The sequence below is a fragment of the Rhizocola hellebori genome (assembly GCF_016862955.1).
GTDB lineage: Bacteria > Actinomycetota > Actinomycetes > Mycobacteriales > Micromonosporaceae > Rhizocola > Rhizocola hellebori.
In genome coordinates this window covers 100413-127268 of the sequence record NZ_BONY01000016.1, presented here as the reverse complement: position 1 = coordinate 127268, position 26856 = coordinate 100413, and the positions used below count along the sequence as shown (strand labels likewise).

Genomic DNA, 26856 nt, shown 5'->3' with positions numbered 1-26856 from the left:
TACCCAGACAGCCTGCTCGGGCCTTGGCAGCGCCATGATGTGCTGGTGTCCTCCCCACTGCGTCGCGTGCCTCAGGCACGCCCTGCCGATGTCCTCGCGGGTGCGGTGACCGAGACCTTCACCACTTCCGGCTCCCTGGACTACTGGGCCACCGTGCGGCAAGCCGAATCCGCCGCGCCTTTGGCCGAAGAGCTCGCCACGATGGTGCGCACCGGGCGGTCGCGGCCTGCGCTCGCTCCGCTCGCCACCGCCATCCAGCTTCTTCTATCCACTTTGGACTGTGCCGACGACACCGCGGGCACCCTCGACGATCTGCTCAACCTGCTGCTCGCCGTGCACGCCGAAGCGTGCCGCCAGGTGCCCACCCCCGGCCTGTCCGACTGGCTGCTCAACGTGCAGTTCGAAGCCGGGCGCTGGTGCCCGATAGACATCTCCGAGTACGGCCCGGCGCTGTCCCGCGCCGAGCTGGAACGTTACCGCGCCGGGGTTCGCAGGCGGTGGGCTGCGGACCCCGGCGACCTAAGCGCCCGCGACGCGGTGGAACGCTTGGCCCGCTGGGAACACGACACCACCACCCTGATCGAAGTGATCGGCGGCGACCTGCGCCACGCCGCCCAATACGGCCGCCTCGCCCGCGCCCTGGCCGACATCGGCGAGAAAACCTCGGCCCAAGAATGGGCCCGCCGTGGCCTAGCCGCCCACCCCGAAGACCCACCCGGCGCCGGCCTCCGCAGTTTTCTCTCTAATTCTGGCGCGTGCTAAAGCAACGCGCAGGCAGCGCCGCTTCAAAGCCGGCGTCGCAACTACAGCAATCCTGCTATCGCTGCAGCGAAGCGGGCGGGGGCGCCGTCGCTGTGCTCGAGGAAGAGTGAGGGTTCGGTTAGCTCGACTTCTAGCAGCACCGGGTTGCCGTCGGGGTCGGGGATGAGGTCTATTCGGGCGTAGAGCAGGCCGCCTGGCAATGTCATCAGGACGGCTTCGGCTACGGCGAGCTCTTCCTGGCTGGGGACGCGGGCGCTGATGGTTTCCGGCTTGTAGAGCCCCTCGACGCCGACGTCCGGGCCTTCGAGCATGGGGCCTTTGCGGATGGCGTGGCTGAAGATGAGGCGGCCGCTGGCCGGGTCGGCGAAGTAGAGCAACGCGGTCTCGCCGTAGGTGTCGACGGCGGAAAGGTAGGGCTGCACCATGACCACGCGCCGGTCGCGCTGCAGGCGGCTGACATGGGCGATGGCCTCGTCGCGGTGACCGGGGCCGTAGCGGCCGGTGTCCTTGCTGCCCGCGCTGATCGAGGGTTTGATGACGTATTCGCCGTCGGCGGTGGGCGGCAGCCACATCTCGCTGGGGGCGATGAAAGTGGTTGGGGTGACTGGGACTCCGGAGGCCGCCAGCTCGCCGAGATAGCGCTTGTCGGTGTTCCACTCCACGACGTCGACACTGTTGGCCAGACGCGGCACCCGCCGGGCCCATCGCACGAACTCGTCGCGCCGCGTCGCATAGTCCCACGGCGAGCGGAGCACGGTCGCGTCGAAGGACGGCCAGTCGACCGCCGGGTCGTCCCAGACGGCGGCGACGGCTTCGATGCCCAGCGCCGCCAAGGCGGGGATGACCAGCTGGTCGTCGGGCTCCAAGGCTGGATATTCAGCGCAGGTAACGAGAGCGACCCGGGCGTTAGCCCGGGTCGTGGATGGGGAAGGGGTTGTCACAAGATCACGATATCAGCGTGTTGCTTCGCAAACGCCGATATCACCGAGACAACGTCCGCTTGGACATGGAACGCCAAAGATCGTTGGTTGGGCGCATCAGCTCCACCAGCTCACGCTCCCACTCGTTCTCAACGGTGACTCCAGCTTTTTCGCAGGCCTGCCGCGCCACGGTGGTGCTTTCGGCGAACTGGTCGCCCCACTCACCGTCTTTTCCCACCAGCACGATTCGTGCTCCACGCCGGCCCACGTATTCGATGACGGCCTTCGCACCCCCGTGCGCGCCGACGAACTCCTTCAGACCAGTGACGAGACCGGCGTTGGGATGTTCAATCGTCGCCGTCGTATCAGAACCATCTGCCATAGGAAGCACCCTAGTCACACCAAGGACTATCGGCCCGCCACCGCGAAATGAATTGTGACCCCGGTTACCCGGAGAGCGGGTTGTTTGTCCGAATAAATGGGTATTTAAGTGGCACGATTTCTAGCCGAAATCTAGCGAAAGGACAAACAGGGCGTGTCGTGCCTCTATCAGATAAACACGTCCACAGCGGCTGCAACGAACACGATAGTGAGATAAGCCGTGGACCAGTGGAAAAGGCGCATGGGCTTGACGGGCTCGCCGAGCTTGGTGCGCGAGTAGAGTCCGTGCGCCTCGAGGATGAACATGCCACCGCAGATCAGCGCCGGGATGCCATAGATCGTCGACATTCCCAGCGGCCAGGCGGCCAGGGAGACCGCGACGGTGAGCCAGGAGTAGATGACGGCATCCCGGGCCACGTGCATGGGGGTCGCCACCACCGGCAGCATCGGGATCCCGGCCCGCGCGTAGTCGTCCTTGAATTTGATGGCCAGTGCGTAGAAATGCGGCATCTGCCAGAAGAACACGACGCCGAAGAGGAGCCAGGCGAGCGGAGCGAGCGTGCCGGCGACGGCGGCCCAGCCGATCAGGACCGGCATGGCCCCGCAAACACCGCCCCAGAAGGTGTTGTGCTTCGTCGTGCGCTTGAGCCACGCGGTGTAGATGAGGTCGTAATAAACGATCGCCGCGACGGTCAGACCCGCCGCGAGCGGGTTGGTGAACGCGGTCATCAGGGCGGTGGCGACAACGGCGAGGATCAGGCCGAAGATGAGCGCGTTTCGCGGCGCGATGGTGTGGGTCACCAAGGGCCGGCGTGACGTGCGTCCCATCAGCGGGTCGATGTCGCGATCGAGGTAGCAGTTGATGGCGCTGGAGCCACCGGCCGCCAGCGACCCCCCGACCAACACGACGGCCATCAGCCACGGCGACGGCAGGCCGCCTTCGGCGAGCATCATCGCGGGCACGGTCGTCACGAGCAACAGCTCGACGATGCGCGGCTTGGTCAGCGAGACGTAGGCGCGCACGCGCGGAAAGCGTTGCTCGGAAATAAGAAGTTCGGGGGTTTCTGTGGCCGTGTCTAGGGCCGTAGCCGTGCTCACCTGCACAGGCTACGGCAGCGCAAACACCGTGAGCGTTTAGGGGCGGGTTCACACATGGGTGGTGCGCGCAGTGGGTAGGGTCAACTAGCGTGGAGCAACTCACTTGGTCCGATCTCGACCGCCGTGCTGTAGACACCGTTCGCGTGCTCGCGATGGATGCTGTGGAGAAGGCCGGCAACGGCCATCCAGGCACCGCGATGAGCCTGGCCCCCGCCGCCTACCTGCTGTTCCAGCGGGCCATGCGGCACGACCCGGCCGACCCGGACTGGCCGGGGCGCGACCGCTTCGTGCTGTCGTGCGGGCACTCGAGCCTCACCTTATACATTCAGCTCTTTTACTCCGGTTACGGTCTGCAGCTCGAGGACCTGAAGGCGTTGCGGCAATGGGGCTCGCTGACGCCGGGCCACCCGGAGCACGGTCACACGCGCGGTGTCGAAACCACGACAGGCCCGCTCGGGCAGGGGCTGGGCAACGCGGTCGGGATGGCCATGGCGGCCCGCCGCGAGCGCGGTCTGATGGACCCGGACGCGGCGCCCGGCGCCAGCATCTTCGACCATCACATCTTCGCGTTCGTCTCAGACGGCGACATCGAGGAGGGCATCTCCCACGAGGTCTCCTCGATCGCGGGTCACCAGAAGCTGGGCAACCTCATCGTCATCTACGACGACAACGAGATCTCGATCGAGGACGACACCAAGATCGCCAAGTCCGAGGATGTCGTCGCCAGGTACGCCGCCTACGGCTGGCACACCGAGAAGGTCGACTGGACCAAGACCGGCCAGTACGTCGAGGACGTCGACGAGCTGTGGGCCGCGATCCAGCGGGCGCGCGAGGCCACCGACCGGCCGAGCTTCATCGGCCTGCGCACCATCATCGGCTGGCCCGCGCCGAACAAGCAGAACACCGGCAAGATCCACGGCTCGGCGCTGGGCAAGGAGGAGCTGGCGGCCACCAAGGAGGTTCTCGGCTTCGACCCTGAAGCCAGCTTCGAGGTCGCCCCCGAGGTGCTTGAGCACGTGCGCGGGGCGGTCAAACGCGGCCGCGAGGAGCACCAGCGATGGGACGAGCAGTTCCAGCGCTGGGCCGAGGCGAACCCGGAGGGCGCTGAGCTCTTCGCGCGGCTGTCCACCCGTACCCTCAAAAAGGGTTGGCAAGACGTGCTTCCCACCTGGCCGTCAGATCCCAAGGGCATCGCCACCCGGGCGGCTTCCGGTGAGGTGCTCAACGCTCTCGCGCCGGTGTTGCCTGAGCTGTGGGGCGGCTCGGCCGACCTTGCCGAGTCGAACAACACCACGATGAAGGGTGAGACTTCGTTCGTGCCGGTCGAGTTCTCGACGAAGGAGTTCTCCGGCAACGAATACGGCCGGGTGCTTCACTTCGGCATCCGCGAGCACGGCATGGGCGCCATCCTCAACGGCATCGTCCTGCACGGCGGCACCCGCCCCTACGGCGGCACCTTCCTTGTCTTCAGCGACTACATGCGCCCGGCGGTGCGCCTCGCCGCGCTGATGAAGCTCCCGGTCATCTACGTGTGGACGCACGACTCGATCGGGCTGGGCGGGGACGGCCCCACCCACCAGCCGATCGAGCACCTTTGCGCGCTGCGGGCCATCCCCGGCCTGGACGTCGTGCGCCCGGCGGACGCCAACGAGACGGCGCATGCTTGGCGTATGGCGCTGACCCACACGGACAGGCCGACCGCGCTCTGCTTGACCCGGCAGAACGTGCCCACGCTCGACCCGAAGTCGATCACCGACTTCGCCAAGGGCGGTTACGTTCTCGCCGAGGCGAGCGAAGGCCGGCCGCAGGTCATCATCATCGCCACCGGTTCCGAGGTCTCCCTGGCGCTGCAGGCGCGGGAGCGCCTGGAAGGCGAGGGCCATCGGGTGCGGGTGGTGTCGATGCCGTGCCGCGAGTGGTTTGACGCCCAGGAGGAGAGCTATCGGCACAAGGTGCTGCCGCCGGAGGTCAAGGCACGCGTGAGCGTGGAGGCGGGCATCGCGATGCCGTGGCGCGACCTGGTCGGCCCCTACGGCGAATGCGTCAGCATCGAGCACTACGGCGCGAGCGCGCCGGACAAGGTGTTGTTCGAGAAGTTCGGCTTCACGCCGGACAATGTGGTCGCCGCGGCTAGGGCGACGCTTTCCCGTACGGCTCAAATTCAGGGTGAAGCGACAGGGAACTGAGACCATGACTGACAAACTTGCCGAGCTTTCCGCCGCGGGCGTGGCGATCTGGCTCGATGACATCTCCCGTGAGCGCCTGACCGAGGGCGGTTCACAGACCAATTTGGACAAAGTTCGCCGCGAGAACCATGTCGTGGGCGTGACCAGCAACCCGACCATCTTCCAGCTCGCCATCGCCAACAGCGACGAGTACACCGAGCAGCTCAACGACCTGGCGACCTGCAAGATCGGGGTCGAGGAGGCGATGCGCCTGATCACCGCGTTTGACGTGCGGAAGGCCTGCGACGTCATGCGGCCCGCCTTCGACTCGTCGTCCGGAATGGACGGACGGGTCTCCATCGAGTGCGACCCGCGCAAGGCGGACAACACCTCCGCCACCACGGCCGAGGCCAAACAGCTGTGGTGGCTGGTGGACAGGCCCAACCTGTTCATCAAGATCCCGGCTACCAGGGCCGGCCTGCCCGCCATCACGGCCACCCTGGCCCAGGGCATCAGCGTCAACGTGACACTCATCTTCTCGCTCGACCGCTACCGCGAGGTGATGGACGCGTGGCTTTCCGGGCTGGAGCAGGCGCAGCAGAACGGTCACGACCTGTCCAAGCTCCAATCGGTGGCGTCGTTCTTCGTGTCGCGAGTGGACACCGAAATCGACAAGCGTCTCGAGAAGATCGCCACCCCGGAGGCGCTTGCGTTGCGGGGCAAGGCAGCTGTCGCCAACGCCCGCCTTGCCTATGAAGCGCACCAGAAGGTCCTGCAGAGTCCGCGTTGGGTCAGTCTGCGGGGGTTGGGCGCACAGCCGCAGCGCCCGCTGTGGGCATCGACGGGAACGAAGAACCCCGACTACTCCCCCACCCTGTACGTCGACGAGCTGATCGCGCCCGGTGTCGTCAACACGATGCCGGAGAAGACGCTGTGGGCGGTGGCGGAGAAGGCCAGCATCTCGCCCGACACGATCACGCCCAACGTGGCGGCCGCGCATGAGACGATGGCGGCACTCAAGGCGGTTGGGGTGGACTATGACGACGTCGTCGAGGTCTTGGAGCGCGAGGGCGTGGAGAAGTTCTCCACCAGCTGGCAGGAGCTTTTGACCCAGGTGCAGTCCGCATTGGAGAGCCATGTCTGAGGTCTGGTCGGCGGCCGGGTTGACCGTTCAGGTCGCCGAGCCCGCGCAGGAAGTCTACGAATCGCTTGTGGCGCAAGACGCCCCGGCGAAGCTGGCGGCCAAGGACCCTACGCTGTGGGGTCCCGACGCCCAGCCCGAGGCCGCTGTCCGCCTCGGCTGGGTGGACACCTTCGAACGCAGCCGGGCACTCATTCCTCAGCTGGCCGAGCTGCGTGACGAGCTGGCCGATCTGGACCACGTGGTGCTCGCCGGGATGGGCGGCTCCTCGCTGGCGCCCGAGGTGATCACCCGTACCCTGGGCAAGGCGTTGACCGTGCTCGACACCACCGATCCCGGGCAGGTCCGGGCGGCGCTGGGCGACCGTCTGGAAAGGACGGTGGTGGTGGTCGCCAGCAAGTCGGGTTCCACCATCGAGACCGACAGCCACCGCCGCGCCTATTGGCAGGCGTTCCTCGACGCGGGTCTGACCCCAGCCGAAGCCGGCCGGCACTTCGTCGTGGTGACCGATCCCGGCTCGCCTCTTTCCGCTGTGGCGCAAGAGATGGGGGCCTTCGTCATCCTCGCCGACCCCGACGTGGGCGGCCGCTACTCGGCGCTGACCGCCTTCGGTCTGGTGCCCAGCGCCCTGGCCGGTGTGGACATCGCCGAACTCATCGACCAGGCGGCCGAGTTCGCCCCGTCGATCGGGCAGGCCGAAGAGAACCCGGCGCTCGCGTTGGGCGCGGCCCTGTCCCGGGCACACTATGCGGCCCTCGCCGATGACGGCTCCGGCCTGACCGGCCTCGGCGACTGGGCCGAGCAGCTCATCGCCGAGTCGACCGGCAAGGAGAGCAAGGGCCTGCTGCCGGTGGTCATCGAGACGCCGACCAGCCCGATCGCGAAGACCGACCACACCGCGATCGTGACGATGGGCGGATCCCTTTACGCCAAAACGATTCCGGGCAGCGGGGTGCAGCCCGACATCTCCGTCAACGGCCCGCTGGGCGCGCAGTTCCTGTGCTGGGAGGCGGCCACCGCCTTCGCCGGAAAAGCGTTGTCCATCAACCCGTTCGACCAGCCGAACGTGACCGAGTCCAAGGAGAACACCGCGCGCATCCTCGAAAGTGGACTGCCCTCGGCGGAGCCGGACTTTGTCGACGGCGCGGTCATCGGTTACGGCGTGGGCGGCAGCCTTGAGGCGGCGATCCGGCTTCTCTTCACCGATCAGGGTTACGTGGCCATCATGGCCTACCTCGACCGCTTCGCCGATGCGGAGATCGCCACCCTGCGCGAGCTTGTCGCGACCGAGTCCGGCCTGCCCACCACCTTCGGCTGGGCTCCGCGGTTCCTGCACTCGACCGGCCAGTTCCACAAGGGCGGCCCCCAGGTGGGCGCGTTCCTGCAGATCACCGGAACGCCTGCCGAAGACCTTGCGGTGCCGGGCAAGCCCTACACCTTCGGCCAGCTGCAGGCCGCCCAGGCCGCCGGCGATCGCCTGGCCCTGGCCAGCCGGCAACGGCCCCTGCTCCACCTGCACCTGACCGACCGCAACGCGGGAATTAAACAGCTGCTCGGAGCTCTGAAGTCGTCATGACGAATCCGCTCCGGGATCCGCAGGATCGCCGCCTTCCCCGGGTACCAGATCCCTGCGCGCTGGTCATCTTTGGCGTGACCGGAGACCTGGCCCGCAAGAAGCTGCTTCCCGCCGTGTACGACCTGGCCAACCGTGGGTTGCTGCCGCCCGGTTTCGTGGTGCTCGGCTTCGCGCGGCGCGACTGGGGCGACGGCGATTTCGAGGAGCTGGCCCGCAAAGCCGCCCAGGAACACGCGCGCACCCCGTGGCGCGAAGAGGTGTGGGGCCGGCTGTCGGGCAACATCCGCTTTGTCGGCGGCTCGTTCGACGACGACAACGCCTTCGACCAGCTGGCCCAGACCCTCGACGAGCTTCGCGACACCCACGGCATCCCCGGCAACGCCGCCTTCTACCTGTCCATCCCGCCGACGGCGTTTCCCGTGGTGCTCAAGCAACTTGAGCGCACAGGCATGGCCGACAACGAGAAGTCGGGTGGCTGGCGGCGGGTGGTGGTGGAGAAGCCCTTCGGCACAGATCTGGGCTCCGCCAAAGCCCTCAACGACCTCGTCGACGACGTGTTCACCGGCGAAGATGTCTTCCGCATCGACCACTACCTGGGCAAGGAGACCGTCCAGAACATCCTGGCGCTCCGGTTCGCCAATGCGCTGTGGGAACCGTTGTGGAACACCAAGTACGTCGACTCGGTGCAGATCACCATGGCCGAGGATGTGGGCATCGGCAGCCGGGCGGGCTTCTACGAGAGCACCGGCGCCGCCCGCGATGTGCTGCAGAACCACCTCCTTCAGCTCCTGGCGCTGATCGCGATGGAGGAGCCGACCACCTTCGAGTCCACCGAGATCCGCGCCGAGAAGCTCAAGGTTTTGCGCGCTGTGGTGTGCCCCGAGGACATCGCGGCCGACACCGTGCGGGGCCAGTACACCTCGGGCTGGGTGGCGGGCGAGCGCGTGCCGGGCTACAAGGAAGAGCCGGACGTGTCCCAGGAGTCCACCACCGAGACCTATGTCGCGGTGAAGCTGGGTGTGCAGAACAGGCGCTGGGCCGGGGTGCCGTTCTACATCCGGGCGGGTAAGCGGATGCCGCGGCGGGTGACCGAGCTGGCGGTGCTGTTCAAGAAGGCGCCGCACCTGCCGTTCCGCTCCGACGACGCCGAGCTACTGGGACACAACCAGCTCATCGTGCGGGTCCAGCCCGATGAGGGCCTGATGCTCAAGTTCGGCTCCAAGGTGCCGGGCACGGCGATGGAGTTGCGCGACATCACCATGGACTTCGCCTACGGCGAGACGTTCACCGAGGCGAGCCCGGAAGCCTACGAGCGCCTCATTCTCGATGTGCTCATCGGCGACCGGACGCTGTTCCCCGACGCGGCCGAGGTCGAGGAGGGCTGGCGCGTGGTCGATCCGCTGGAGGCGGCGTGGGCCGGCACCACTCCATCTGCTTATCGCGCAGGCGAATGGGGGCCTCGCGAGGCCGACGTCATGCTGGCGCGGCACGGCCACACCTGGCGAAGGGCCTGAGACGAGATGCTTGCGCTGTGGGACACCAAGGGTTCAGAGGTCGTCAAAAAGCTTGCCGCGGAAAGGCGGAACACCGGCGGTGGGGCCAGCGGGCTGGCGCTGACCGTGGTGGCGATCGTCGATGACGCACGTATCCGTGAGGTCGAGGAGGCGGCCACCATCGCCGCTTCGGCGCACCCGTGCCGGCTGCTGGTAATCAGCCGCGGCCCCGTTTCCGGACCGGATCCGGAGACAGCCAACGCGAAGGACAGGCTCGACGCCGAAATCATCGTCGGCGGGCGGCTCGGCCCGTGCGAGGCGGTCATCATGCGCATGCACGGCCGGCTTGCCCTGCACGCCGAGTCGATCGTCATGCCGCTGCTGGCGCCCGACGTGCCGGTGGTGACCTGGTGGCACGGCCCACCGCCGGAGCGGCTGGCCTTCGACCCGCTTGGCGTGGTGGCCGAGCGGCGGGTCACCGACATCTCCCAGTGCGCAGACCCGGCTGCTTCGCTCATGCAGCGCGCTGTCGACTACGCGCCCGGCGACACCGACCTCGCCTGGACGAGGCTGACCGGCTGGCGCGCACTGCTCGCCAGCGCGCTGGACACGGGCAGCACAGAGGTTCGCGACGCGATGGTGACCGGTTCCGTCCAGGACCCGGGAACGGCGCTGCTGCGCGGCTGGCTCACCAGCCGGCTCGGCATCGGCACCAGGCTCGCCGAGGCACCGGCACTGACCGCGGTGGAGCTGGAGCTCGCCGATGGCAGTCACATCGGCGTGCGCACCCTGGGGGACGGCACAGCCCTGGTCTCCCGCACCGGGGTGGGCGACCGGATCCTGCCACTGATCAAACGCCGCCTCGGCGACGATCTGGCCGAGGAGCTGCGCCGCCTCGACCCCGACCAGCCCTACGGCTGGGCGTTGCAGGCGGCCACCGGCATCGCTGATCTCAACGACCGCCCTGCCGTGCGCACCCACGTCTGGCAGGACCCTGCCCTGGTGGGAGTCCGCCGATGACCGTCGACGTGGTGGTGCATGCGGATGCGCAGCTGCTCACGGAGGCGGCTGCGGCTCGGCTCATTGTGAAGCTGATTGACGCCCAGGCCGCCCGCGGCGAGGCGGCGCTGGTGCTGACCGGCGGCCGGATAGCTGCTGCCATCTACCGGGCGATCGGCGGCAACCCGGCGCGAGATGCCGTCGACTGGTCAAAGGTCGACATCTGGTGGGGTGATGAGCGTTTCCTGCCGTCCGGGGACCCCGAGCGCAACGAGACCCAGGCGCGCGCGGCGCTGCTGGACACGGTGGCGCTCGATCCGGCGCGGGTGCACCCCATGCCCGCAAGCGATACGGCGGGCGGCTCAGATCCGGAGCTGGCCGCCTCCCGGTACGCCGACGCGCTCGCGCGTGCGGCCGCGCCGGGCTCCGCCCAGCTGCCCCACTTCGACGTGCTGCTGCTCGGCATCGGCGAGGACGGGCATGTGGCCTCGGTGTTTCCGGAACATCCGGTCGCCTACGAGACGCGCCCGGTCAGCGCGGTGCGGGGCAGCCCGAAACCGCCACCGATCCGCATCACGATGACGCTGCCCACCATCAACACGGCCGAAGAGGTGTGGCTGCTCGCGTCGGGAGCAGACAAGGCCAAAGCGGCGGGAATGGCGCTGGCCGGCGCCGGGGCGGTGCAGGTGCCCGCCGCCGGCGTGCGAGGAGTGGAACGGACGGTCTGGCTCCTGGATCGGGCCGCCGCCTCCGAGGTTCCGCTGAAATCTAGAACGTTGCGCTGATCGCGGCGCGGAGCGCTTCCGGCTCTGCGCCCTCGGCAAGCTCCAGCTTGAGCCACAGGCCCAGGCCGACGATGCAGGCGAACCACACGATGCCCACCAGCACGGTGTAGCGATCGAGGTTCTTCTCGGCCACCGACGAGCCGGCCAGGCTCGTGGACACGCCACCGCCGAACATGCTCGACATGCCGCCACCCTTGCCCCGGTGGAGCAGGACCAGCAGTGTCAGCAGAGCGCTCGTGATGACCAGAAGGACGATCAACACGTACGCAAACCAGTTCGGCATGATCAAATTCCTCGACTGAAGTTGGGGCAGGCTGGACAAGGATACCTGGTCGATTTTAGGACGGTGACCCACCCGGGTTCAAAAGGCCTAGAGCAGCCAGATCGGGCATTCCAAACCCGGCGTGGATGAACGCCCCGGACACGTTGGAACCGTGCAGGCGGATCGCGTTGCTGTAGAGGATCGGGATGCTGGCGGCCTTCTGGGAGATCTTGCTGTCCAGCTCGCCCCAAAGCTTCCACTGCCGCTCGATGATGCTTTCCTGCATCGCGTCGTCGATCCCCTTGTCGATCTCGGGATCGGTCAGATAGGCGTAGTTGGAACCACCCCGGGTCAGCGGCCCGGTGGCCACCTCGGAGCTCTTGAACAGCGGCGGGATCACCGCGGAGCCGTTCGCCCAGTCGGGGATCCAGCCCGCGTACGACATGTCGATCTCCGACTGGATCTCGAACGTCTTCAGCTTGTTGAAGTACTCACCCGGCGGGATCGGCCTGAAGATGACCTGGATGCCGATCAGCACGTAGGCGTCGGCCACCGTCTTGACGTAACGGTTGTTGGTGGTCGGGCTGTCCGAGAAGGCGATCGTGATCTTGTCCGGGCAGGGCTGGCCGGCGTCCTTGGCCTGCTTGATCAGCTCTTCGGCTCGCTTGATGTCGCCGTCGCCACCATTGGTCTTGGTCCCGTAGTGGTCGAACGGCTGGTAGGCACGCAGCGTCGGCGGGATCATCGTGGTGGCCAGCTCGCCCAGCAGCGAGCCGCCCATCGCCTGGCGGAACTTGCGTTTGTTGAAGGCGAAGCTCAACGCCTGACGGCACTTCTCATTCGTGATCTTCTTCGTATTGATGCTCATGTACCGCACGGCGTTGGACGGGCCGACCGCGGTGCGCTCCTGCAGGGTCGTGTCCGTCATGACCTGCTGGACGAAGTTGGGCGCGACGTCCTGGTTGAGCGCGATGGTGTCACGCGCCTCGCCCTGGTTTTCGATCAGCGCGTTGGTCAGCGCCGGGACGTTCTTCTCGACCTTGAGGACGATCTGGTCCGGGTAGGCCTTGCGGATCTTGTCTGTGTCGCGGGCCCAGAACTCGTTGCGGACCAGCGTCATCTCGGTCTCGGTGCGGCTGCCCGGCTTGACCTTGTACGGCCCGCTGGCCAGCGGCGCGAGGTTGAACTCCGCGTCGGGCCGCTCAGCACCCGGCTTGACCGGGGCGAAGACGGGCAGGCTGACCGCGTAGTTGAAGTCGCCGACCGGCTGCTTCAACCGGTACTGGATGGTCTTGGTGTCGATGCACTGCACCGAGTCCAAGCCTTCGTTCGTGCCGATGTAAGGCCCGCCGTAGGGCTTGGCGTTGTCCTTGAGATAGGTGCGCGCGTAGGGCAGGCCGTCGGAGAGCGAGTAGTAGTTGCGCTCGGCGCCGAACTTCACGTGCTGGCAGGTGATCGCCGAACCGTCTGCCCACTTGACGCCGTCACGCAGCCGGAACTCCCAGACCGTGTTGTTCTCACTGGGACGGCCGAGGTCGGTGGCCAGATCGGAGGCAAGCTCGCCGCTGGCCTTGCCCGGCTCCGACTTGAACGTCGTCAGCGTGCGCGAGATCAACCGGCTCACATTGGCATCCAGCGCGGCGCTGATGCGCTGCGGGTCAAGGCGGGAGGGCAGCGCGTTCACCGCGACCCGCAAGGTGCCTCCCTGCTGCATGCCCGGGGGCTCATCAGCGGCAGAGTTGCAGGCAGCTGCGGTCATGGCGAGGACGGCAGCTACACCTAACGAGGCAAGACGCGAGGGGTGACGCATGGGAACACACTCTAGGTGGCCTACCCGCTCTTGGAGAAGCGGGGTAGGCCACTTACCTTCGCTATTTACCGAGGCGGCAGATTTTTGCGAACTCTTCGGAGTCGAGGCTCGCCCCGCCGACCAAGGCGCCGTCGATGTCGGCCTCGTTCATGATTTCACCAACGTTGCTGGCCTTGACCGAACCGCCATAGAGGATCCTTACCGCCTGGGCGACGGTCTCGCCCTGCGTCTCGGCCAGCCGGGCCCGGATCGCCCCGATGACCTCCTGGGCGTCGGCCGGGGTCGCGGTCTTGCCGGTCCCGATGGCCCACACCGGCTCATAGGCGACAACAACCTTTTCCACCTGGGTACCGGTCAAGCCGGCCAAGCCGCCGTCGAGCTGGCTGAGCGTGTGCTCGACATGGTTTCCTGCCTCGCGCACCTCGAGCCCCTCGCCGATGCACAGGATCGGGGTGATGTCGTTGGCCAGCGCCGCCTTGACCTTCGAGTTGACCAGCTCGTCGGACTCCGAGTGGTACTGGCGGCGCTCGGAGTGCCCGACCACCACATAGGAGCAGCCGAGCTTGGCCAGCATCGGGCCGGAGACGTCGCCGGTGTAGGCGCCGGACTGGTGCGGCGAAAGATCCTGCGCCCCATAGGTCAGCAGCAGCTTGTCGCCGTCGACCAGGGTTTGCACGCTGCGGATGTCGATGTAAGGCGGAAGGATGACCACGTCCACGTCGGTGAGCTCCTTCTCGCTGAGGCTGAAGGCGAGCTTCTGCGTAAGCGAGATGGCTTCGAGGTGGTTGAGGTTCATCTTCCAGTTGCCGGCCATGAGCGGCCGGCGTTCTGCTGTGGTCATAACTGTTATGCCTCCAGTGCGGACAGACCCGGCAGGACCTTACCCTCTAGATACTCGAGGGACGCTCCGCCACCCGTGGAGATATGGCCGAAAGCTTCGTCTTGCAGGCCAAGCGCGCGCACGGCCGCCGCGGAGTCGCCGCCGCCGACGACGGTGAAGCCGTCTACCTTGGTGATCGCCTCGGCCACGCCGCGGGTGCCCGCGGCGAACGGCGCGAGCTCGAACACGCCCATCGGGCCGTTCCAGAACACGGTCTTCGCCCCGGCGAGCGCGTCGGCGAACTCCTGCACCGAGCGCGGCCCGATGTCCAGGCCCAGCCACCCCTCCGGAATCGCTTGCGCGTCAACGGTTTGCGTCTGCGCGTCGGCGGCGAACCTGTCCGCCACCACGATGTCGGTGGGCAGCACGAGCTTGTCACCGGCCCGCTCCAACAGATCGGCGCAGGTCTGCACCATCTCTTCCTGCAGCAGCGAACCGCCCACCGAGTGGCCCTGCGCCTTGAGGAAGGTAAAGCACATCCCGCCACCGATGAGCAGTCTGTCCGCTTTGGACAGCAGCGCCTCGATGACCGCGAGCTTGTCCGAAACCTTGGAGCCGCCCAGCACCACGACATAGGGGGTGGCCGGATCTTCGGTCAGCTTCTTGAGTACGTCAACCTCTTGCGACACCAGGAAACCCGCGAAGTGCGGGAGCCGGGAGACGACGTCGTATACGCTGGCGTGCTTACGGTGCACGGCCCCGAACGCGTCATCGACGTAGACGTCGGCGAGCGCGGCGAGCTGGTCGGCGAAAGCTCCCCGCTCCGCTTCGTCCTTGCTGGTCTCGCCCGGGTGGAAGCGCAGGTTCTCCAACAGCGCGACCTCACCCGCGGCCAGCTCCGGCGCGGTCATGTCACCGGTGAAGGCCACCGGTGCCCCGAGCAGCTCCGTGAGCCGGTCGGCGACTGGCTTGAGGGAGTATTTCGGGTCGGGCGCGCCTTTGGGCCGGCCCAGGTGCGAGATGACCACCACGGACGCCCCGGCGTCGCGCAGCGCCTGGATGGTCGGCAGCACCGCGCGGATCCGGCCGTCATCGGCGATGACGCCCGGTTGATCCTTCAGGAACGGGACGTTGAGGTCGGCGCGCAGAAGCACGCGCCGACCCGCGACGTCCTCAGTCGAGAACACCCGCATCAGAGGCTGGCACCCACGTACTTCACCAGGTCGACCAGACGGTTGGAGTAGCCCCACTCGTTGTCGTACCAGCCGACGACCTTCACCTGGTTGCCGATGACCTTGGTCAGGCCGGCGTCGAAGATGCAGGAGGCCGGGTCGGTGACGATGTCGGCCGACACGATCTCGTCCTCGGTGTAGACGAGGATGCCCTTCAGGTCGCCCTCAGCGGCCGCCTTGATGGCCGCGTTGACCTCTTCGACCGAGGTCTCGCGGCCCGCGGTGAAGGTCAGGTCGGTGGCCGAGCCGGTCGGGATCGGCACCCGCAGCGCGAAACCGTCGAGCTTGCCCTTGAGCTCGGGCAGCACCAGGCCGATGGCCTTGGCGGCACCGGTCGAGGTGGGCACGATGTTCAGCGCCGCGGCCCGCGCCCGGCGCAGGTCGCTGTGCGGGCCGTCCTGCAGGTTCTGGTCCTGCGTGTAGGCGTGGATGGTGGTCATCAGACCCTTTTCGATGCCCACGGACTCGTTGAGCACCTTCGCCATCGGCGCCAGGCAGTTGGTCGTGCAGGAGGCGTTCGAGATGATCGTGTGGGCGGACGGGTCGTACTTGGTGTGGTTGACACCCATCACGACCGTGATGTCCTCGCCCTTGGCCGGGGCGGAAATGATGACCTTCTTGGCACCGTTGTCCGCATGCACCCTGGCCTTGTCGGCACTGGTGAAAAGGCCGGTCGACTCGATGACGACGTCGGCGCCCAGGTCGCCCCAGGGCAGCTTGCCCGGGTCGCGCTCAGCGAAAGCCTTGAAAGACTTGCCGTTGACCGTGATTTCGTCGTCGGTGGCCTTCACCTCGTAGGGCAACCGGCCCAGGATCGTGTCGTACTTGAGCAGATGCGCCAAGGTGGCGTTGCTCGTCAGGTCATTTGCCGCAACCAGCTCGATGTCGGCTCCGGACTTGAGGAGCGCCCGATAGAAATTCCGACCGATGCGGCCGAAGCCGTTGATGCCAACCCGGATGGTCACAGGTTCCATCTCCTCGCTAAGCGCCGGCAGCTTGCCGGCGGCCGATAAAGATAAGCCGGCGCCGTCGCCGTATCCCCCGACCCTACACGGAGAGCATTTCCGCAGTAACAGCAGCTTCCGTGTCGGGAATGCCCAGGTCACGGGCGCGTTTGTCGGCCAGTGCGAGCAATCGCCTGATCCGGCCCGCGATGGCGTCCTTGGTCAATGGCGGGTCGGCCAGACCACCCAGCTCTTCTAGGGATGCCTGTCGATGCTCGAGGCGCAGTCGACCCGCGCTCGTGAGGTGGTTCGGCGCGTCCTCGGAAAGGATCTCCAAGGCGCGGGTGACCCGCGCTGCTGCCGCCACCGCCGCGCGCGCCGAGCGGCGCAGGTTGGCATCATCGAAGTTGGCCAGCCGGTTGGCGGTCGCGCGAACCTCGCGGCGCACCCGCCTTTCCTCCCACGCGAGCACACTGTTGTGGGCGCCGATCCGGGTGAGCAGAGCGGCGATCGCGTCGCCGTCCTTGACCACCACCCGATCGACCCCGCGCACCTCGCGCGCCTTGGCCGAGATGCCCAGCCGCCGCGCCGCGCCCACGAGCGCAAGCGCCGACTCCGGCCCCGGGCATGTGATCTCCAGAGCGCAGGACCGGCCCGGCTCGGTCAGCGAGCCGTGCGCGAGGAACGCCCCACGCCAGGCCGCGACCGCGCAGCAGACCAAACCGTTCACAACGTTTTGCGGCAACCCGCGCACCGGACGGCCGCGCACGTCGAGCAGGCCGGTCTGGCGGGCCAGCGCCTCGCCGTCCTTGACGATGCGCACGATGTAGTGACTGGCCTTGCGCAGCCCCCCGGAGGCGAGGATGTGAACCTCGCTCGGGTAGCCGAACAGGTCGGCGATCGCCGTGCGCAACCGGCGGGCGACCGCGCCGGTGTCGAGCTCAGCCTCGACGACCACCCGACCCGAGACGATGTGCAAGCCGCCGGCGAAACGCAGCAGCGCGGCCATCTCAGCCCGCCTGCAGCACGGTTTGGGCACGTCGACCCGGCTCAGCTCGTCTTTCACCGCTGCGGTCATCGCCATCGTGTCGTCACCTCGGGGCCGGGTCTACGGAAGTTCGTCTGTGCTTAACGAGCGGTGCCCAATAGTGGCACCAGCGCATGGCCCATTCGGACCGGATCGTGTCTTGCTGTTCCATCTTGGACGGCCACCGAAGCCAACGCGATCCTGGCTCCTAGAGACGCTGCCGCCCTGGCAACCGGATCGGGATCTGGCACGACGTGGCTGTCGACAAGAACAATATCTACCCGCAGATCCGGGAGATATCGGGCCAGGGCCCCCAGGTGATCCGGAAGGGACAGACCTGCGGTTTCGTTGTCAGCAGCCAGGTTCAAGGTGACCAAACGGCGGGCCGGGCTGGCCACGATCGCCGTCCCGAGTTCCGGGACGAGCAGATGCGGAATGACGCTGGTGTACCAGCTGCCGGGCCCGAACACGAGCCAGTCCGCCTCCGCGATCGCCTTGAGCGCCTCGGGACAGGCCGCCGGCGCCGCTGGAGCGATCCTGACCTCCAGCACCCGGCCGTTGGCGACCGCGACCTCGTGCTGTCCCCGGATCGTGGTCACCTTCCCGTCCTCTTCGAGGTCGGCCTCGATGCCCAGCGGCTCGCACGCCATCGGCAGCACGCGCCCCACGGCGCCCACCATCCCCGCCGCGTGATCCAGCGCCAGCACCGGGTCGCCCACGAGCTCCATCAGCCCGCAGAGCACCAGGTTGCCGACCGGATGCCCGGCCAGCGCGTCATCGCCCGGGAACCGGTATTGGAACAGGGCCGCGTTGCCCACGCTGAGCTGGTCGGGCCCGGCCAGCGCGGCAAGCGCCTGACGCAGGTCGCCAGGGGGCAGGACGCCGCGGTCGTGGCGCAGCCGGCCGCTGGAGCCGCCGTCATCCGCAACGGTGACCACCGCCGTGATCTCCATGGGGAGACCACTGGACCGCAACGCCCGCAAACAGGCGCCCAGACCGTGCCCACCGCCGAATGCCACTACCCGCAAGAGCTACTCCCGTCCCAGATCCCGATGCTGTGCGTGTGCCACCACCCGCTGCTCACGTAGCCTGCGCGCCAACTCCTCGGCGATGGCCACGCTGCGGTGCTTGCCACCGGTGCAACCGACGGCGACGGTCAGATATCGCTTGCCTTCACGTTCGAAACCAGGCGCGGTGGTGACCACCAGCCGCGCGTACGTTTCGACGAAACTACTCGCTCCACGCTGGCCAAGCACATAGCCACTGACAGGTTCGTCACGCCCGGTCAGATCGCGTAGCTCGGGAACCCAGAACGGATTGGGCAGGAACCGTGCGTCGAGGACGAAATCGGCATCCGGCGGAAGCCCGTATTTGAACCCGAAAGAGAGCACGGTCACCCGCAACTTGAGCGCTTCGGGGCTCGCGAAGAGCTCCTCCACCCTGGTCCTGAGCTGGTTGACGTTGAGGTGCGAGGTGTCGATGAGCACATCGGCCTCCTCGCGCGCCTCGGCCAGCAGCGCCCTTTCCGCGGTGATGCCGTCGGAAAGACGTCCCGTGCCCTGCAGCGGGTGGGACCGGCGCACATTTTCGAACCGCCTGATCAACACCTCGTCGTCAGCGTCGACAAACACGACACGCGGCTCGAAACCGCGCTCGCGCAGCTCCCGGATGGCTCCGGAGAGATCGGTGGAAAACGCACGGCTTCGTACGTCGAGCACCATTGCCGTCTGCTTCGCCGGGCCGCCGGCTTTCGCCGCCAGCTCGGCCATCTGCACCATCAGCGCCTGAGGCAGGTTGTCGACGACGTAATAGCCGACGTTTTCCAATGCCCTGGCCACGGTGCTGCGACCGCCACCGGAAACCCCGGTGACGATCACAAGATCTGTGCCTAGTGCTTCTTCCTCCACGTCTTCCTCGACGGGAGTAGCTGCCGCAAAGAGGTCCGCCCCCACCTGCGATATCTTAATCAGCTGGTTTTACGGGCTGGTTCGTGAGTGCGTCCAGAACCATCTGGGCCGTCCGTTTGCCGATGCCGGGCACTTCGGCGATCTCCTCCAGACTGGCCGCGGCAAGGCGTTTGACCGAGCCGAACTGGCGCAGCAGGGCCTTGCGGCGGGTGGACCCGATGCCCGGCACACTGTCCAAATCGGAGGCGGTCATCCTGGCCGAGCGGCGCTGGCGGTGGAAGGTGATGGCGAAACGGTGGGCCTCGTCGCGTACCCGCTGAAGCAGATAAAGCCCCTCCGAGGTGCGCGACATGATCACGGGCATCGGGTCGTCGGGCAGCCACACCTCTTCCAGGCGCTTGGCCAGCCCACAGACCGCCACGTCGGTGACCCCCATCGTGGTCAGCACCTCTGCCGCGGCGTTGACCTGCGGGCCACCGCCGTCGACGACGACAAGCTGCGGCGGATAGGCGAATTTGCGCGGCCTCCCGTCTTCCTCGGTCTTCTCCTCGTCGGTGAGCAACCTGTGGAACCTACGCCGGATCACCTCGCCGATCGCGGACACGTCGTCCGTCGCGCCCTTGATGACAAATCTTCGATAGTCGCTCTTCCGGGCGACACCGTCTTCGAAAACCACCATGCTCGCCACCACGTCGGTGCCCTGGATCTGAGAGATGTCAAAGCATTCGATGCGCAGCGGGGCCGATGCCAGACCGAGCGCGTCCTCAATCTCCTCCAGCGCCCGGCCCCGCGCGGTGAGATCGCCCGCGCGGCGCAATTTGTGCTGTGCCAAGGACTGTCCGGCGTTGCGGCCCACCGTCTCCATGAGCGTCTTCTTGTCGCCGCGCTGCGGCACCCGGATCGCCACCTTCGACCCGCGCCTGTCGCACAGCCACTCGGTCAGCGCCTCCACGTCATCGGGCAGCTCAGGCACGAGAAGCTCGCGTGGCACATCCGACGCCACGGCTTCGTCTCCATAGATCTGGCTGCAGAAGTGGTGCACCAGGTCGCCGATGGTCAGCTCCTCAGTCTTCTCCACGATCCAGCCGCGCTGGCCACGCACCCGCCCGCCGCGCACATGAAAAACCTGTACCGCGGCCTCCAGCGGATCGTCGGCAAACGCCACCACGTCGGCGTCGGTGCCGTCACCGAGCACAATGGACTGCTTCTCCAGCGCCCGGCGCAACGCCACCAGATCGTCGCGTAACCGGGCCGCCAGCTCGTATTCCTGTTCCTTGGCGGCGGCATACATCTGCTTTTCCAGCCGCCGCTCCATCGCGTCGGTCTTGCCCGCCATGAAGTCGCAGAACTCGTTGACGATCGTGCGGTGTTCCTCCACGCTGACCCGGCCCACGCACGGGGCCGAGCACTTGCCGATGTCGCCGAGCAGGCACGGCCTTCCGATTTGGCCGGCCCGTTTGAAGACGCCGGCCGAACAGGTGCGGGCGGGAAAGATGCGCAGCAGCAGATCGAGTGTCTCGCGGATGGCCCAGGCATGGGAGTAGGGCCCGAAATAGCGCACACCTTTGCGTTTGGCGCCCCGCATCACCTGCAGGCGCGGGTAATCCTCGTCGAGGGTGACCGCGAGGTAGGGATAGGACTTGTCGTCGCGATAGCGCACATTGAACCGAGGGTCGAACTCCTTGATCCAGGAGTATTCGAGCTGGAGCGCCTCGACCTCGGTGCTCACCACGGTCCAGTCGACACCGGCGGCCGTGGTCACCATCTGCTGCGTGCGCGCGTGCAGGGTCCACGGGTCGGCGAAGTAGGAATTCAGCCGGCTGCGAAGGCTTTTCGCCTTGCCGACGTAGATGATCCGCCCGGAGGCGTCACGGAACCGGTAGACGCCCGGCGCGTCAGGAATCGAGCCTGAAGCAGGACGATAGGTGAGCGGATCAGCCACGTCGGCAAGCGTAGTACGCGACTACGACGCTCAGGCGAGGCTGATGTTCTCGCCCTCGATCTTCAGATCAACCTTCGGCAGCGACCGGTTGGCCGGACCGTTGAGCACCCGGCCGTCCTTGGCGGAGAACTCGCTCTGGTGGCACCCACACTTGATCGTGTCGCCCTTGATGTTGGTCAGCACACACTCCTGGTGGGTGCAGATGGCGCTGAAGCCGATGAACTTGCCGGCGGTGGGCTGGGCCACGATCACCCCGTCGGCGCCGAAGGATACCGCGCTCCCAACGGGGATCTTGCTCTTGGTGGTCAACGGGGCCGGGGAGGTCGGGGGCTTGGCGCCGCCGGTCGTCGGGGCGGCGCCCGGCGTTGTGCCGGACGAGCTGGGTGGCGGCTGATCATCCCCGCCACAAGCGGCGAGCACCCCCGTGAGGCTGACAGCGCCGGCCCCGGCGATCAGGGCACGGCGGGACGAATGTGGGTCGTTCATCCTGGAACCTTCCATGTTCGGACGTTGGTTGAACGGTCACACTTTAGCCTTAGCTCTCGTCTTTTTTGCAGCCGTGACCGTTGCCGAAGATCTCTGCACCATTGCCCGCAAGTACTGCCCGGTGTGGCTGTCATCGATCTCAGCCAGCTCCTCCGGGGTGCCCGTGGCGATCACCATGCCGCCCTTGTGCCCGCCCTCCGGACCCATGTCGATCAGGTAGTCGGCCGACTTGATCACATCAAGGTTGTGCTCGATGACGATCACCGTGTTGCCCTTGTCAACCAGCCCCTGCAGCACCAGCAGCAGCTTGCGGATGTCCTCGAAGTGCAGACCGGTCGTGGGCTCGTCAAGCACGTAGACCGTGCGCCCGGTTGAGCGCTTCTGCAGCTCCGAAGCGAGCTTCACCCGCTGGGCCTCACCACCGGACAGCGTCGGCGCGCTCTGCCCGAGCCGGACATAGCCAAGGCCGACGTCGACCAGGGTTTTGAGGTGGCGGTGGATGGCGGGGATCGCCTCGAAGAAGCCGGAGGCCTCCTCGATCGGCATCTCCAGCACCTCCGCGATGGTTCGGCCCTTGTAGTGAACCTCCAAGGTCTCCCGGTTGTACCGGGCGCCCTTGCATACCTCACATGGCACGTACACATCGGGCAGAAAGTTCATCTCAATCTTGATCGTTCCGTCGCCCGCGCAGTTCTCGCAGCGGCCGCCCTTGACGTTGAAGGAGAACCGGCCCGGCCCGTAGCCGCGCACCTTCGCCTCGGTGGTCTCGGCGAACAGCTTGCGGATGTTGTCGAACACCCCGGTGTAGGTGGCCGGATTGGAGCGCGGGGTGCGCCCGATCGGGGACTGGTCGACCCCCACCACCTTGTCGACGTGTTGCAGCCCGGTGACCCGGGTGTGCCGGCCGGGGACCATGCGGGCGCCGTTGATCTGGTTGGCCAGCACGGTATAGAGGATGTCGTTGACCAGAGTCGACTTGCCGGAGCCGGAAACCCCGGTGACCGCGATGAACTGCCCGAGCGGGAAGCTCACCGTCAGGTTGCGCAGGTTGTGTTCCCGCGCCCCCACCACGGCCAGCTCGTGGCCGGAGATGCGGGGCCGCCGCTGCTGCGGGACCGGGATGTGCTTGCGCCCGGCCAGGTAGGCGCCGGTCACCGACTCCTTGTTGGTCAGCAGCTTCGCGTAGGAGCCGCTGTGCACGATCTTGCCGCCGTGCTCCCCCGCGCCCGGGCCGATGTCGACCACCCAGTCGGCGGTGCGGATGGTGTCCTCGTCGTGCTCCACCACGATCAGGGTGTTGCCCAGATTCTTCAAGCGCACCAACGTCTCGATGAGCCGGTGGTTGTCGCGCTGGTGCAACCCGATCGACGGCTCGTCGAGCACGTAAAGCACGCCCACCAGGCCCGAGCCGATCTGGGTGGCGAGCCGGATCCGCTGCGCCTCACCGCCGGACAGCGACCCGGATGGCCGGTTAAGGGAGAGGTAGTCGAGGCCGACGTCGAGCAGGAACTTCAAGCGGGCGTTGATTTCCTTGAGCACCCGCTCGGCGATGAGCCGCTGCCGGTCGCTGAGCTCCAGCTCGCCCAGCACCACGGCGGCTTCGCCCACCGAGAGCGAGCACAGCTCCGAGATGCTTTTGCCGCCCAGGGTCACCGCGAGCACCTCGGGCTTGAGCCGGGAACCGCCACAGGCCGCGCAGGGCACCTCGCGCATGTAGCCCTCATACTTCTCGCGCGACCACTCGCTGTCGGTGTCGGCGTGGCGGCGCTCCAGCCAGGGCACCACTCCCTCGAAACCGGAATAGTAGGACCGCTCCCGGCCGTACTTGTTGCGGTAGCGCACATGCACCTGGTTCTCCGCGCCGTGCAGGATCACCTTCTGCGCCCGAGCCGGGATCTTGCGCCACGGGGTGTCCATGTCGTAGCCCTGCTCCTCGCCGAGGGCCTCGAGCAGGCGGCCGAAATACTCCATGGTGTGGCCGTTGGCCCAGGGCGCGATCGCCCCTTCCGCGAGGGTCTTCTCCGAGTCGGGGATCAGCAGCTCGGGATCGACCTCCTTCTTCGTCCCCAGACCGGTGCACTCCGGGCACGCGCCATAGGGCGAGTTGAAAGAGAAGACCCGGGGCTCCAGGTCTTCGATGCCCAGCGGATGGTCATTGGGACAGGCAAGGTTCTCCGAGAACTTGCGCTCGCGGTGCTCGTCGTCTTCGGGCAGGTCCACGAAGTCGAGCAGGACGATGCCGCCGGCCAGCCCGAGCGCGGTTTCCACCGAGTCGGTCAGGCGCTGCTTGGCGCTCTTCTTGACGGCGAGCCGGTCGACCACCACCTCGATGGTGTGCTTCTGCTGCTTGTTGAGCTTGGGCACCTCGGTCAGCGGGTGCACCACCCCGTCGACCCGGGCCCGCGCGAAACCCTTGGACTGCAGCTCGGAGAAAAGGTCGAGATATTCACCCTTTCGGCCGCGGATCACCGGGGCCAGCACCTGGAACCGGGTGCCCTCCTCCATCGCGAGCACGCGGTCGACGATCTGCTGCGGCGTCTGCTTGCTGATCAGGTGACCGCAGGTCGGGCAGTGCGGCTCTCCGACCCGGGCGAAAAGCAGGCGCAGATAGTCGTAAACCTCGGTGATCGTGCCGACCGTCGAGCGCGGGTTGCGCGAGGTGGACTTCTGGTCGATCGACACCGCCGGGGAAAGGCCCTCGATGAAGTCGACGTCGGGTTTGTCCATCTGGCCAAGGAATTGGCGCGCATAGGAGGACAGCGACTCCACGTAACGCCGCTGCCCCTCCGCGAAGATCGTGTCGAACGCCAGGCTCGACTTGCCCGACCCGCTCAGACCGGTAAAGACGATGAGCGCGTCGCGCGGAAGATCCAGGCTGACATCGCGCAGGTTATGTTCACGCGCACCACGAATGATCAGACGGTCGGTCACGGCGCAAGCCTAGCCGTGGGGTATGACAAGACGCTTTGGCCTGCCTTTCGAGGGCTCGCTGTCCGGTCGGCGACAGCTTTTCGTGCCAGAGATCCAAACGTGATTGAATCCGCCTCATGTCCGACCCCGAACCCTCAGCATTGCCGATTAAGCTGGTCGCGCCCGATGGCAAGAAGCAACCGCGCTTTCGCCACCTTCTGTATGTGGTGAGCATTCTTACCGGGATCATGTTGCTGCTCTGTGGGGGGATCGCAGGCGGGCTCTGGCTCTACGCCGGCTCGATCGAAGACAAGATCGACCGGGTGGACGCCTTCACCGGCATCCCCGACGCGGCACGCCCCTCCAAGATCACGCCGCAGGCGATGAACATCCTCCTTTTGGGCAGCGACTCCCGCGCCAACCGGGTGGAACAGGACAGCGGTGACACCGGCGCCCGCAGCGACACCATCATCGTGGTGCACCTTCCGGCCGACCGGCAGCGGGCGCAGCTGATCTCGATCCCGCGCGACACCTGGACCACGATTCCGGGACACGGCAAAGCAAAGATCAACGCCGGGTACGCCCTGGGCGGCACCCCGCTGACCGTGCGCACCGTGGAGGAGTTCACGAAGGTCCGCATCGACCACGTGATCCTGATCGACTTCGCCGGCTTCAAGGAGGTCATCGACGCGATCGGTGGCATCGAGATCGTGGTCGAGCAGACCTTCAAGTCGATCCACAAGCCCTACCGCACCTTCCAGGCGGGAGCCCAGCACCTCAACGGGGAAGAGGCGCTGGACTATTCGCGCCAGCGGTACCAGTTCAAGGACGGCGACTTCCATCGGATCGAAAACCAGCAGCAGGTGATGAAGGCCGTGATGGAAAAGGCCGCCTCCCGCGATCTGCTCACCGATGCGGCCAAGCTCAACGCGTTCGTCCGGGCGACGGCCGACTCGCTGACCGCCGACCATGAGCTTTCTGTCTTCGATCTCGCGCTCGAGCTGCGCCACCTGCGAAGCGCCGACCTGACCTTCCTCACCAGCCCGTCCAAGGGGACGGGCATGGAGGGAAGTCAAAGCGTGGTCTACACCGATCCGCAGCAGGCCGGCGAGCTCTACGCCGCGGTCAACTCCGACCGTGTCGGTGCCTGGCTGTCCGCCAATCCGCAATTCGCGAATTAGAGCGGGCCATCCGGTTTCGCTGCCGTCGCTGTTCGAACTCAAGCTCGCGCAGCAGCTTCAGCCAGCTTGCCCAGCGCCGGTGGGCCAGCTCGCCGGTGGCCAGCGCGGCGGCGATGGCGCAGCCGGGCTCGCCTTCGTGGTGACAGTCGTGGAAACGGCATAGCGTGGCCAGCTCGGTCACGTCGGCGAAGGCGCGGTCGAGACCCGCGGCGCCGTCGAGGAGCCCGACCGCGCGCAGCCCCGGGGTGTCCAGCACGGCGCCGCCGCCTATCACCGGTACCAGCGCGCGATGGGTGGTGGTGTGCCGGCCCTTGCCGTCGACCCGCCGGATCGACTGGGTCGCCATGACTTTGTTCCCGGCCAGCGCGTTGACGAGGGTTGACTTGCCCGCGCCGGAGGCCCCGATCAGGCCCAGCGTCCGTCCAAACGCGACAAAGGGGCGAAGGGTTTCCAGCCCGTCGCCGCGCTCCGCGCTCACCGCCAGGGCGGGCACCCCGGGCGCGATGTCGGCCAGCTGTTCGGCCACGGTGCTCGGGTCGGCGACGAGGTCGGCCTTGGTGAGGATCAGGTAGGGCCGGGCGCCCGAGTCCCAGGCCAAGGCCAGCAGACGTTCGATGGTCTGCAGCTCGGGCGTGGGGTCCAGGGACGCCACCACCGCGGCGACGTCGACGTTGGCGGCCAGGATCTGACCGCTCGCGTCCTTGTCCGCGGTGCGGCGGATGATCGCGCTGCGCCTGGGCAGCACCGCTTCGAGCGTGACCCGCTGGTCGGGCCAATGGCGTAACGCCACCCAGTCCCCCGCGCAGGGTAACGCGAGCGGATCGGACGCGGCAGCGGCGAGCAGGTTGCCGCCCATCCCAGCCCGTACGTCACCGCTGGCGGTGAGAACGGTGCTGATGCCCCGGTCCGCGCGGATCACGCGGCCCGGTTCGTGGTCGGGTAGGGACAACCGCGGGTAGCCCGCGGCGAAGGAGTCTTCCCAGCCTAGGGAAGCCAGGGTGATGGTCAAGTGCGT

General features: G+C 67.0%; 23 protein-coding genes. 8 read left to right on the top strand and 15 right to left on the bottom strand.

Translation table 11 applies throughout. The annotated features are described in order from the left end of the window. Window positions 1–45 precede the first annotated feature (45 nt). Window positions 46–762, top strand: coding sequence for a hypothetical protein (locus tag Rhe02_RS15640; RefSeq protein ID WP_203908944.1), 717 nt, complete (start codon window positions 46–48; stop codon window positions 760–762). A gap of 41 nt (window positions 763–803) precedes the next feature. Here Rhe02_RS15640 and Rhe02_RS15635 read toward each other — a convergent pair whose 3' ends face one another. The 3 genes from Rhe02_RS15635 to Rhe02_RS15625 all read right to left on the bottom strand — a co-directional run bounded on the left by Rhe02_RS15635 (window position 804) and on the right by Rhe02_RS15625 (window position 3110). Continuing rightward, entirely contained in the window at window positions 804–1703 is a 900-nt protein-coding gene (locus Rhe02_RS15635; RefSeq protein ID WP_203908943.1) for an ATP-grasp domain-containing protein, read from the bottom strand. A 40-nt stretch (window positions 1704–1743) separates the two neighbouring features. Further along, window positions 1744–2064 (bottom strand): hypothetical protein, encoded by a 321-nt coding sequence (locus Rhe02_RS15630; protein ID WP_203908942.1) that lies wholly within the window; start codon window positions 2062–2064, stop codon window positions 1744–1746. 167 nt (window positions 2065–2231) lie between these two features. Beyond that, complete coding sequence (locus Rhe02_RS15625; RefSeq protein WP_239123854.1) at window positions 2232–3110, bottom strand: heme o synthase; 879 nt, start codon at window positions 3108–3110, stop codon at window positions 2232–2234. Between the two features lie 140 nt (window positions 3111–3250). Between Rhe02_RS15625 and tkt the strand changes: the two genes are divergently transcribed. Genes tkt through pgl form a run of 6 tightly spaced genes read left to right on the top strand, consistent with a single transcriptional unit; the run spans window position 3251 to window position 11320 of the window. Next, window positions 3251–5347, top strand: coding sequence for a transketolase (gene tkt / locus Rhe02_RS15620; protein WP_203908940.1), 2097 nt, complete (start codon window positions 3251–3253; stop codon window positions 5345–5347). A 4-nt stretch (window positions 5348–5351) separates the two neighbouring features. Further along, window positions 5352–6470: a transaldolase gene (gene tal / locus Rhe02_RS15615; protein ID WP_203908939.1), complete on the top strand. Its 1119-nt coding sequence runs from the start codon at window positions 5352–5354 to the stop codon at window positions 6468–6470. Continuing rightward, entirely contained in the window at window positions 6463–8043 is a 1581-nt protein-coding gene (locus Rhe02_RS15610; RefSeq protein ID WP_203908938.1) for a phosphoglucose isomerase-related protein, read from the top strand. Before tal ends, Rhe02_RS15610 begins: the two co-directional genes overlap by 8 nt. Beyond that, entirely contained in the window at window positions 8040–9557 is a 1518-nt protein-coding gene (gene zwf, locus Rhe02_RS15605) for a glucose-6-phosphate dehydrogenase (protein WP_203908937.1), read from the top strand. Before Rhe02_RS15610 ends, zwf begins: the two co-directional genes overlap by 4 nt. A 6-nt stretch (window positions 9558–9563) precedes the next feature. After that, window positions 9564–10556, top strand: a complete 993-nt coding sequence (locus tag Rhe02_RS15600; protein ID WP_203908936.1) for a glucose-6-phosphate dehydrogenase assembly protein OpcA — start codon at window positions 9564–9566, stop codon at window positions 10554–10556. Further along, a complete protein-coding gene (gene pgl / locus Rhe02_RS15595; protein WP_203908935.1) occupies window positions 10553–11320 on the top strand; it encodes a 6-phosphogluconolactonase in 768 nt (255 codons plus the stop codon). Before Rhe02_RS15600 ends, pgl begins: the two co-directional genes overlap by 4 nt. Here the strand turns inward: pgl and secG are convergent. The 11 genes from secG to uvrA form a co-directional block, all read right to left on the bottom strand. After that, window positions 11304–11603, bottom strand: a complete 300-nt coding sequence (gene secG / locus Rhe02_RS15590) for a preprotein translocase subunit SecG (RefSeq protein ID WP_203908934.1) — start codon at window positions 11601–11603, stop codon at window positions 11304–11306. The two genes, pgl and secG, sit on opposite strands and share 17 nt — an antisense overlap. 55 nt (window positions 11604–11658) lie before the next feature. Next, complete coding sequence (locus Rhe02_RS15585; protein WP_203908933.1) at window positions 11659–13341, bottom strand: ABC transporter substrate-binding protein; 1683 nt, start codon at window positions 13339–13341, stop codon at window positions 11659–11661. Between the two features lie 112 nt (window positions 13342–13453). After that, window positions 13454–14233 carry a triose-phosphate isomerase gene (gene tpiA / locus Rhe02_RS15580; RefSeq protein WP_203908932.1) on the bottom strand — a complete coding sequence of 260 codons (780 nt, stop codon included), beginning with the start codon at window positions 14231–14233 and terminating at the stop codon, window positions 13454–13456. Window positions 14234–14238: 5 nt separating this feature from the next. Next, entirely contained in the window at window positions 14239–15405 is a 1167-nt protein-coding gene (locus Rhe02_RS15575) for a phosphoglycerate kinase (RefSeq protein WP_203908931.1), read from the bottom strand. Continuing rightward, the gene (gene gap, locus Rhe02_RS15570) at window positions 15405–16409 is read right to left on the bottom strand and encodes a type I glyceraldehyde-3-phosphate dehydrogenase (protein ID WP_203908930.1); all 1005 of its coding nucleotides are present in this window, start codon (window positions 16407–16409) and stop codon (window positions 15405–15407) included. Before gap ends, Rhe02_RS15575 begins: the two co-directional genes overlap by 1 nt. An 82-nt stretch (window positions 16410–16491) precedes the next feature. Beyond that, window positions 16492–17472: a DNA-binding protein WhiA gene (whiA, locus tag Rhe02_RS15565; RefSeq protein WP_203908929.1), complete on the bottom strand. Its 981-nt coding sequence runs from the start codon at window positions 17470–17472 to the stop codon at window positions 16492–16494. A gap of 44 nt (window positions 17473–17516) precedes the next feature. Further along, entirely contained in the window at window positions 17517–18443 is a 927-nt protein-coding gene (locus Rhe02_RS15560) for a gluconeogenesis factor YvcK family protein (protein WP_239123843.1), read from the bottom strand. Window positions 18444–18446: 3 nt separating this feature from the next. Continuing rightward, on the bottom strand, window positions 18447–19322 hold the full coding sequence (gene rapZ, locus Rhe02_RS15555) for an RNase adapter RapZ (RefSeq protein ID WP_203908988.1): 876 nt from the start codon (window positions 19320–19322) through the stop codon (window positions 18447–18449). A 55-nt stretch (window positions 19323–19377) separates the two neighbouring features. Further along, complete coding sequence (gene uvrC, locus Rhe02_RS15550) at window positions 19378–21264, bottom strand: excinuclease ABC subunit UvrC (RefSeq protein WP_203908928.1); 1887 nt, start codon at window positions 21262–21264, stop codon at window positions 19378–19380. A 30-nt stretch (window positions 21265–21294) separates the two neighbouring features. Further along, window positions 21295–21750: a Rieske (2Fe-2S) protein gene (locus Rhe02_RS15545; RefSeq protein WP_203908927.1), complete on the bottom strand. Its 456-nt coding sequence runs from the start codon at window positions 21748–21750 to the stop codon at window positions 21295–21297. Window positions 21751–21786: 36 nt separating this feature from the next. Then, complete coding sequence (uvrA, locus tag Rhe02_RS15540; protein ID WP_203908926.1) at window positions 21787–24681, bottom strand: excinuclease ABC subunit UvrA; 2895 nt, start codon at window positions 24679–24681, stop codon at window positions 21787–21789. Between the two features lie 116 nt (window positions 24682–24797). On the opposite strand from uvrA, the gene Rhe02_RS15535 reads away from it, so the two are divergent. Continuing rightward, on the top strand, window positions 24798–25841 hold the full coding sequence (locus tag Rhe02_RS15535) for an LCP family protein (RefSeq protein WP_203908925.1): 1044 nt from the start codon (window positions 24798–24800) through the stop codon (window positions 25839–25841). On the opposite strand, the gene rsgA is transcribed toward Rhe02_RS15535, so the two are convergent. Beyond that, on the bottom strand, window positions 25786–26850 hold the full coding sequence (gene rsgA / locus Rhe02_RS15530) for a ribosome small subunit-dependent GTPase A (RefSeq protein ID WP_373320636.1): 1065 nt from the start codon (window positions 26848–26850) through the stop codon (window positions 25786–25788). The two genes, Rhe02_RS15535 and rsgA, sit on opposite strands and share 56 nt — an antisense overlap. Between the last annotated feature and the right edge of the window lie 6 nt (window positions 26851–26856).

Excerpts from the sequence above, each read along its gene's own strand:
- Rhe02_RS15610 (WP_203908938.1), top strand. The coding sequence starts at position 6,463 with ATGTCTGAGGTCTGGTCGGCGGCCGGGTTGACCGTTCAGGTCGCCGAG.
- Rhe02_RS15630 (WP_203908942.1), bottom strand. The coding sequence starts at position 2,064 with ATGGCAGATGGTTCTGATACGACGGCGACGATTGAACATCCCAACGCC.
- Rhe02_RS15575 (WP_203908931.1), bottom strand. The coding sequence starts at position 15,405 with ATGCGGGTGTTCTCGACTGAGGACGTCGCGGGTCGGCGCGTGCTTCTG.
- zwf (WP_203908937.1), top strand. The coding sequence starts at position 8,040 with ATGACGAATCCGCTCCGGGATCCGCAGGATCGCCGCCTTCCCCGGGTA.
- Rhe02_RS15535 (WP_203908925.1), top strand. The coding sequence starts at position 24,798 with ATGTCCGACCCCGAACCCTCAGCATTGCCGATTAAGCTGGTCGCGCCC.
- Rhe02_RS15585 (WP_203908933.1), bottom strand. The coding sequence starts at position 13,341 with ATGACCGCAGCTGCCTGCAACTCTGCCGCTGATGAGCCCCCGGGCATG.
- whiA (WP_203908929.1), bottom strand. The coding sequence starts at position 17,472 with ATGGCGATGACCGCAGCGGTGAAAGACGAGCTGAGCCGGGTCGACGTG.
- tpiA (WP_203908932.1), bottom strand. The coding sequence starts at position 14,233 with ATGACCACAGCAGAACGCCGGCCGCTCATGGCCGGCAACTGGAAGATG.
- tal (WP_203908939.1), top strand. The coding sequence starts at position 5,352 with ATGACTGACAAACTTGCCGAGCTTTCCGCCGCGGGCGTGGCGATCTGG.
- secG (WP_203908934.1), bottom strand. The coding sequence starts at position 11,603 with ATGCCGAACTGGTTTGCGTACGTGTTGATCGTCCTTCTGGTCATCACG.
- pgl (WP_203908935.1), top strand. The coding sequence starts at position 10,553 with ATGACCGTCGACGTGGTGGTGCATGCGGATGCGCAGCTGCTCACGGAG.
- Rhe02_RS15600 (WP_203908936.1), top strand. The coding sequence starts at position 9,564 with ATGCTTGCGCTGTGGGACACCAAGGGTTCAGAGGTCGTCAAAAAGCTT.
- Rhe02_RS15545 (WP_203908927.1), bottom strand. The coding sequence starts at position 21,750 with ATGAACGACCCACATTCGTCCCGCCGTGCCCTGATCGCCGGGGCCGGC.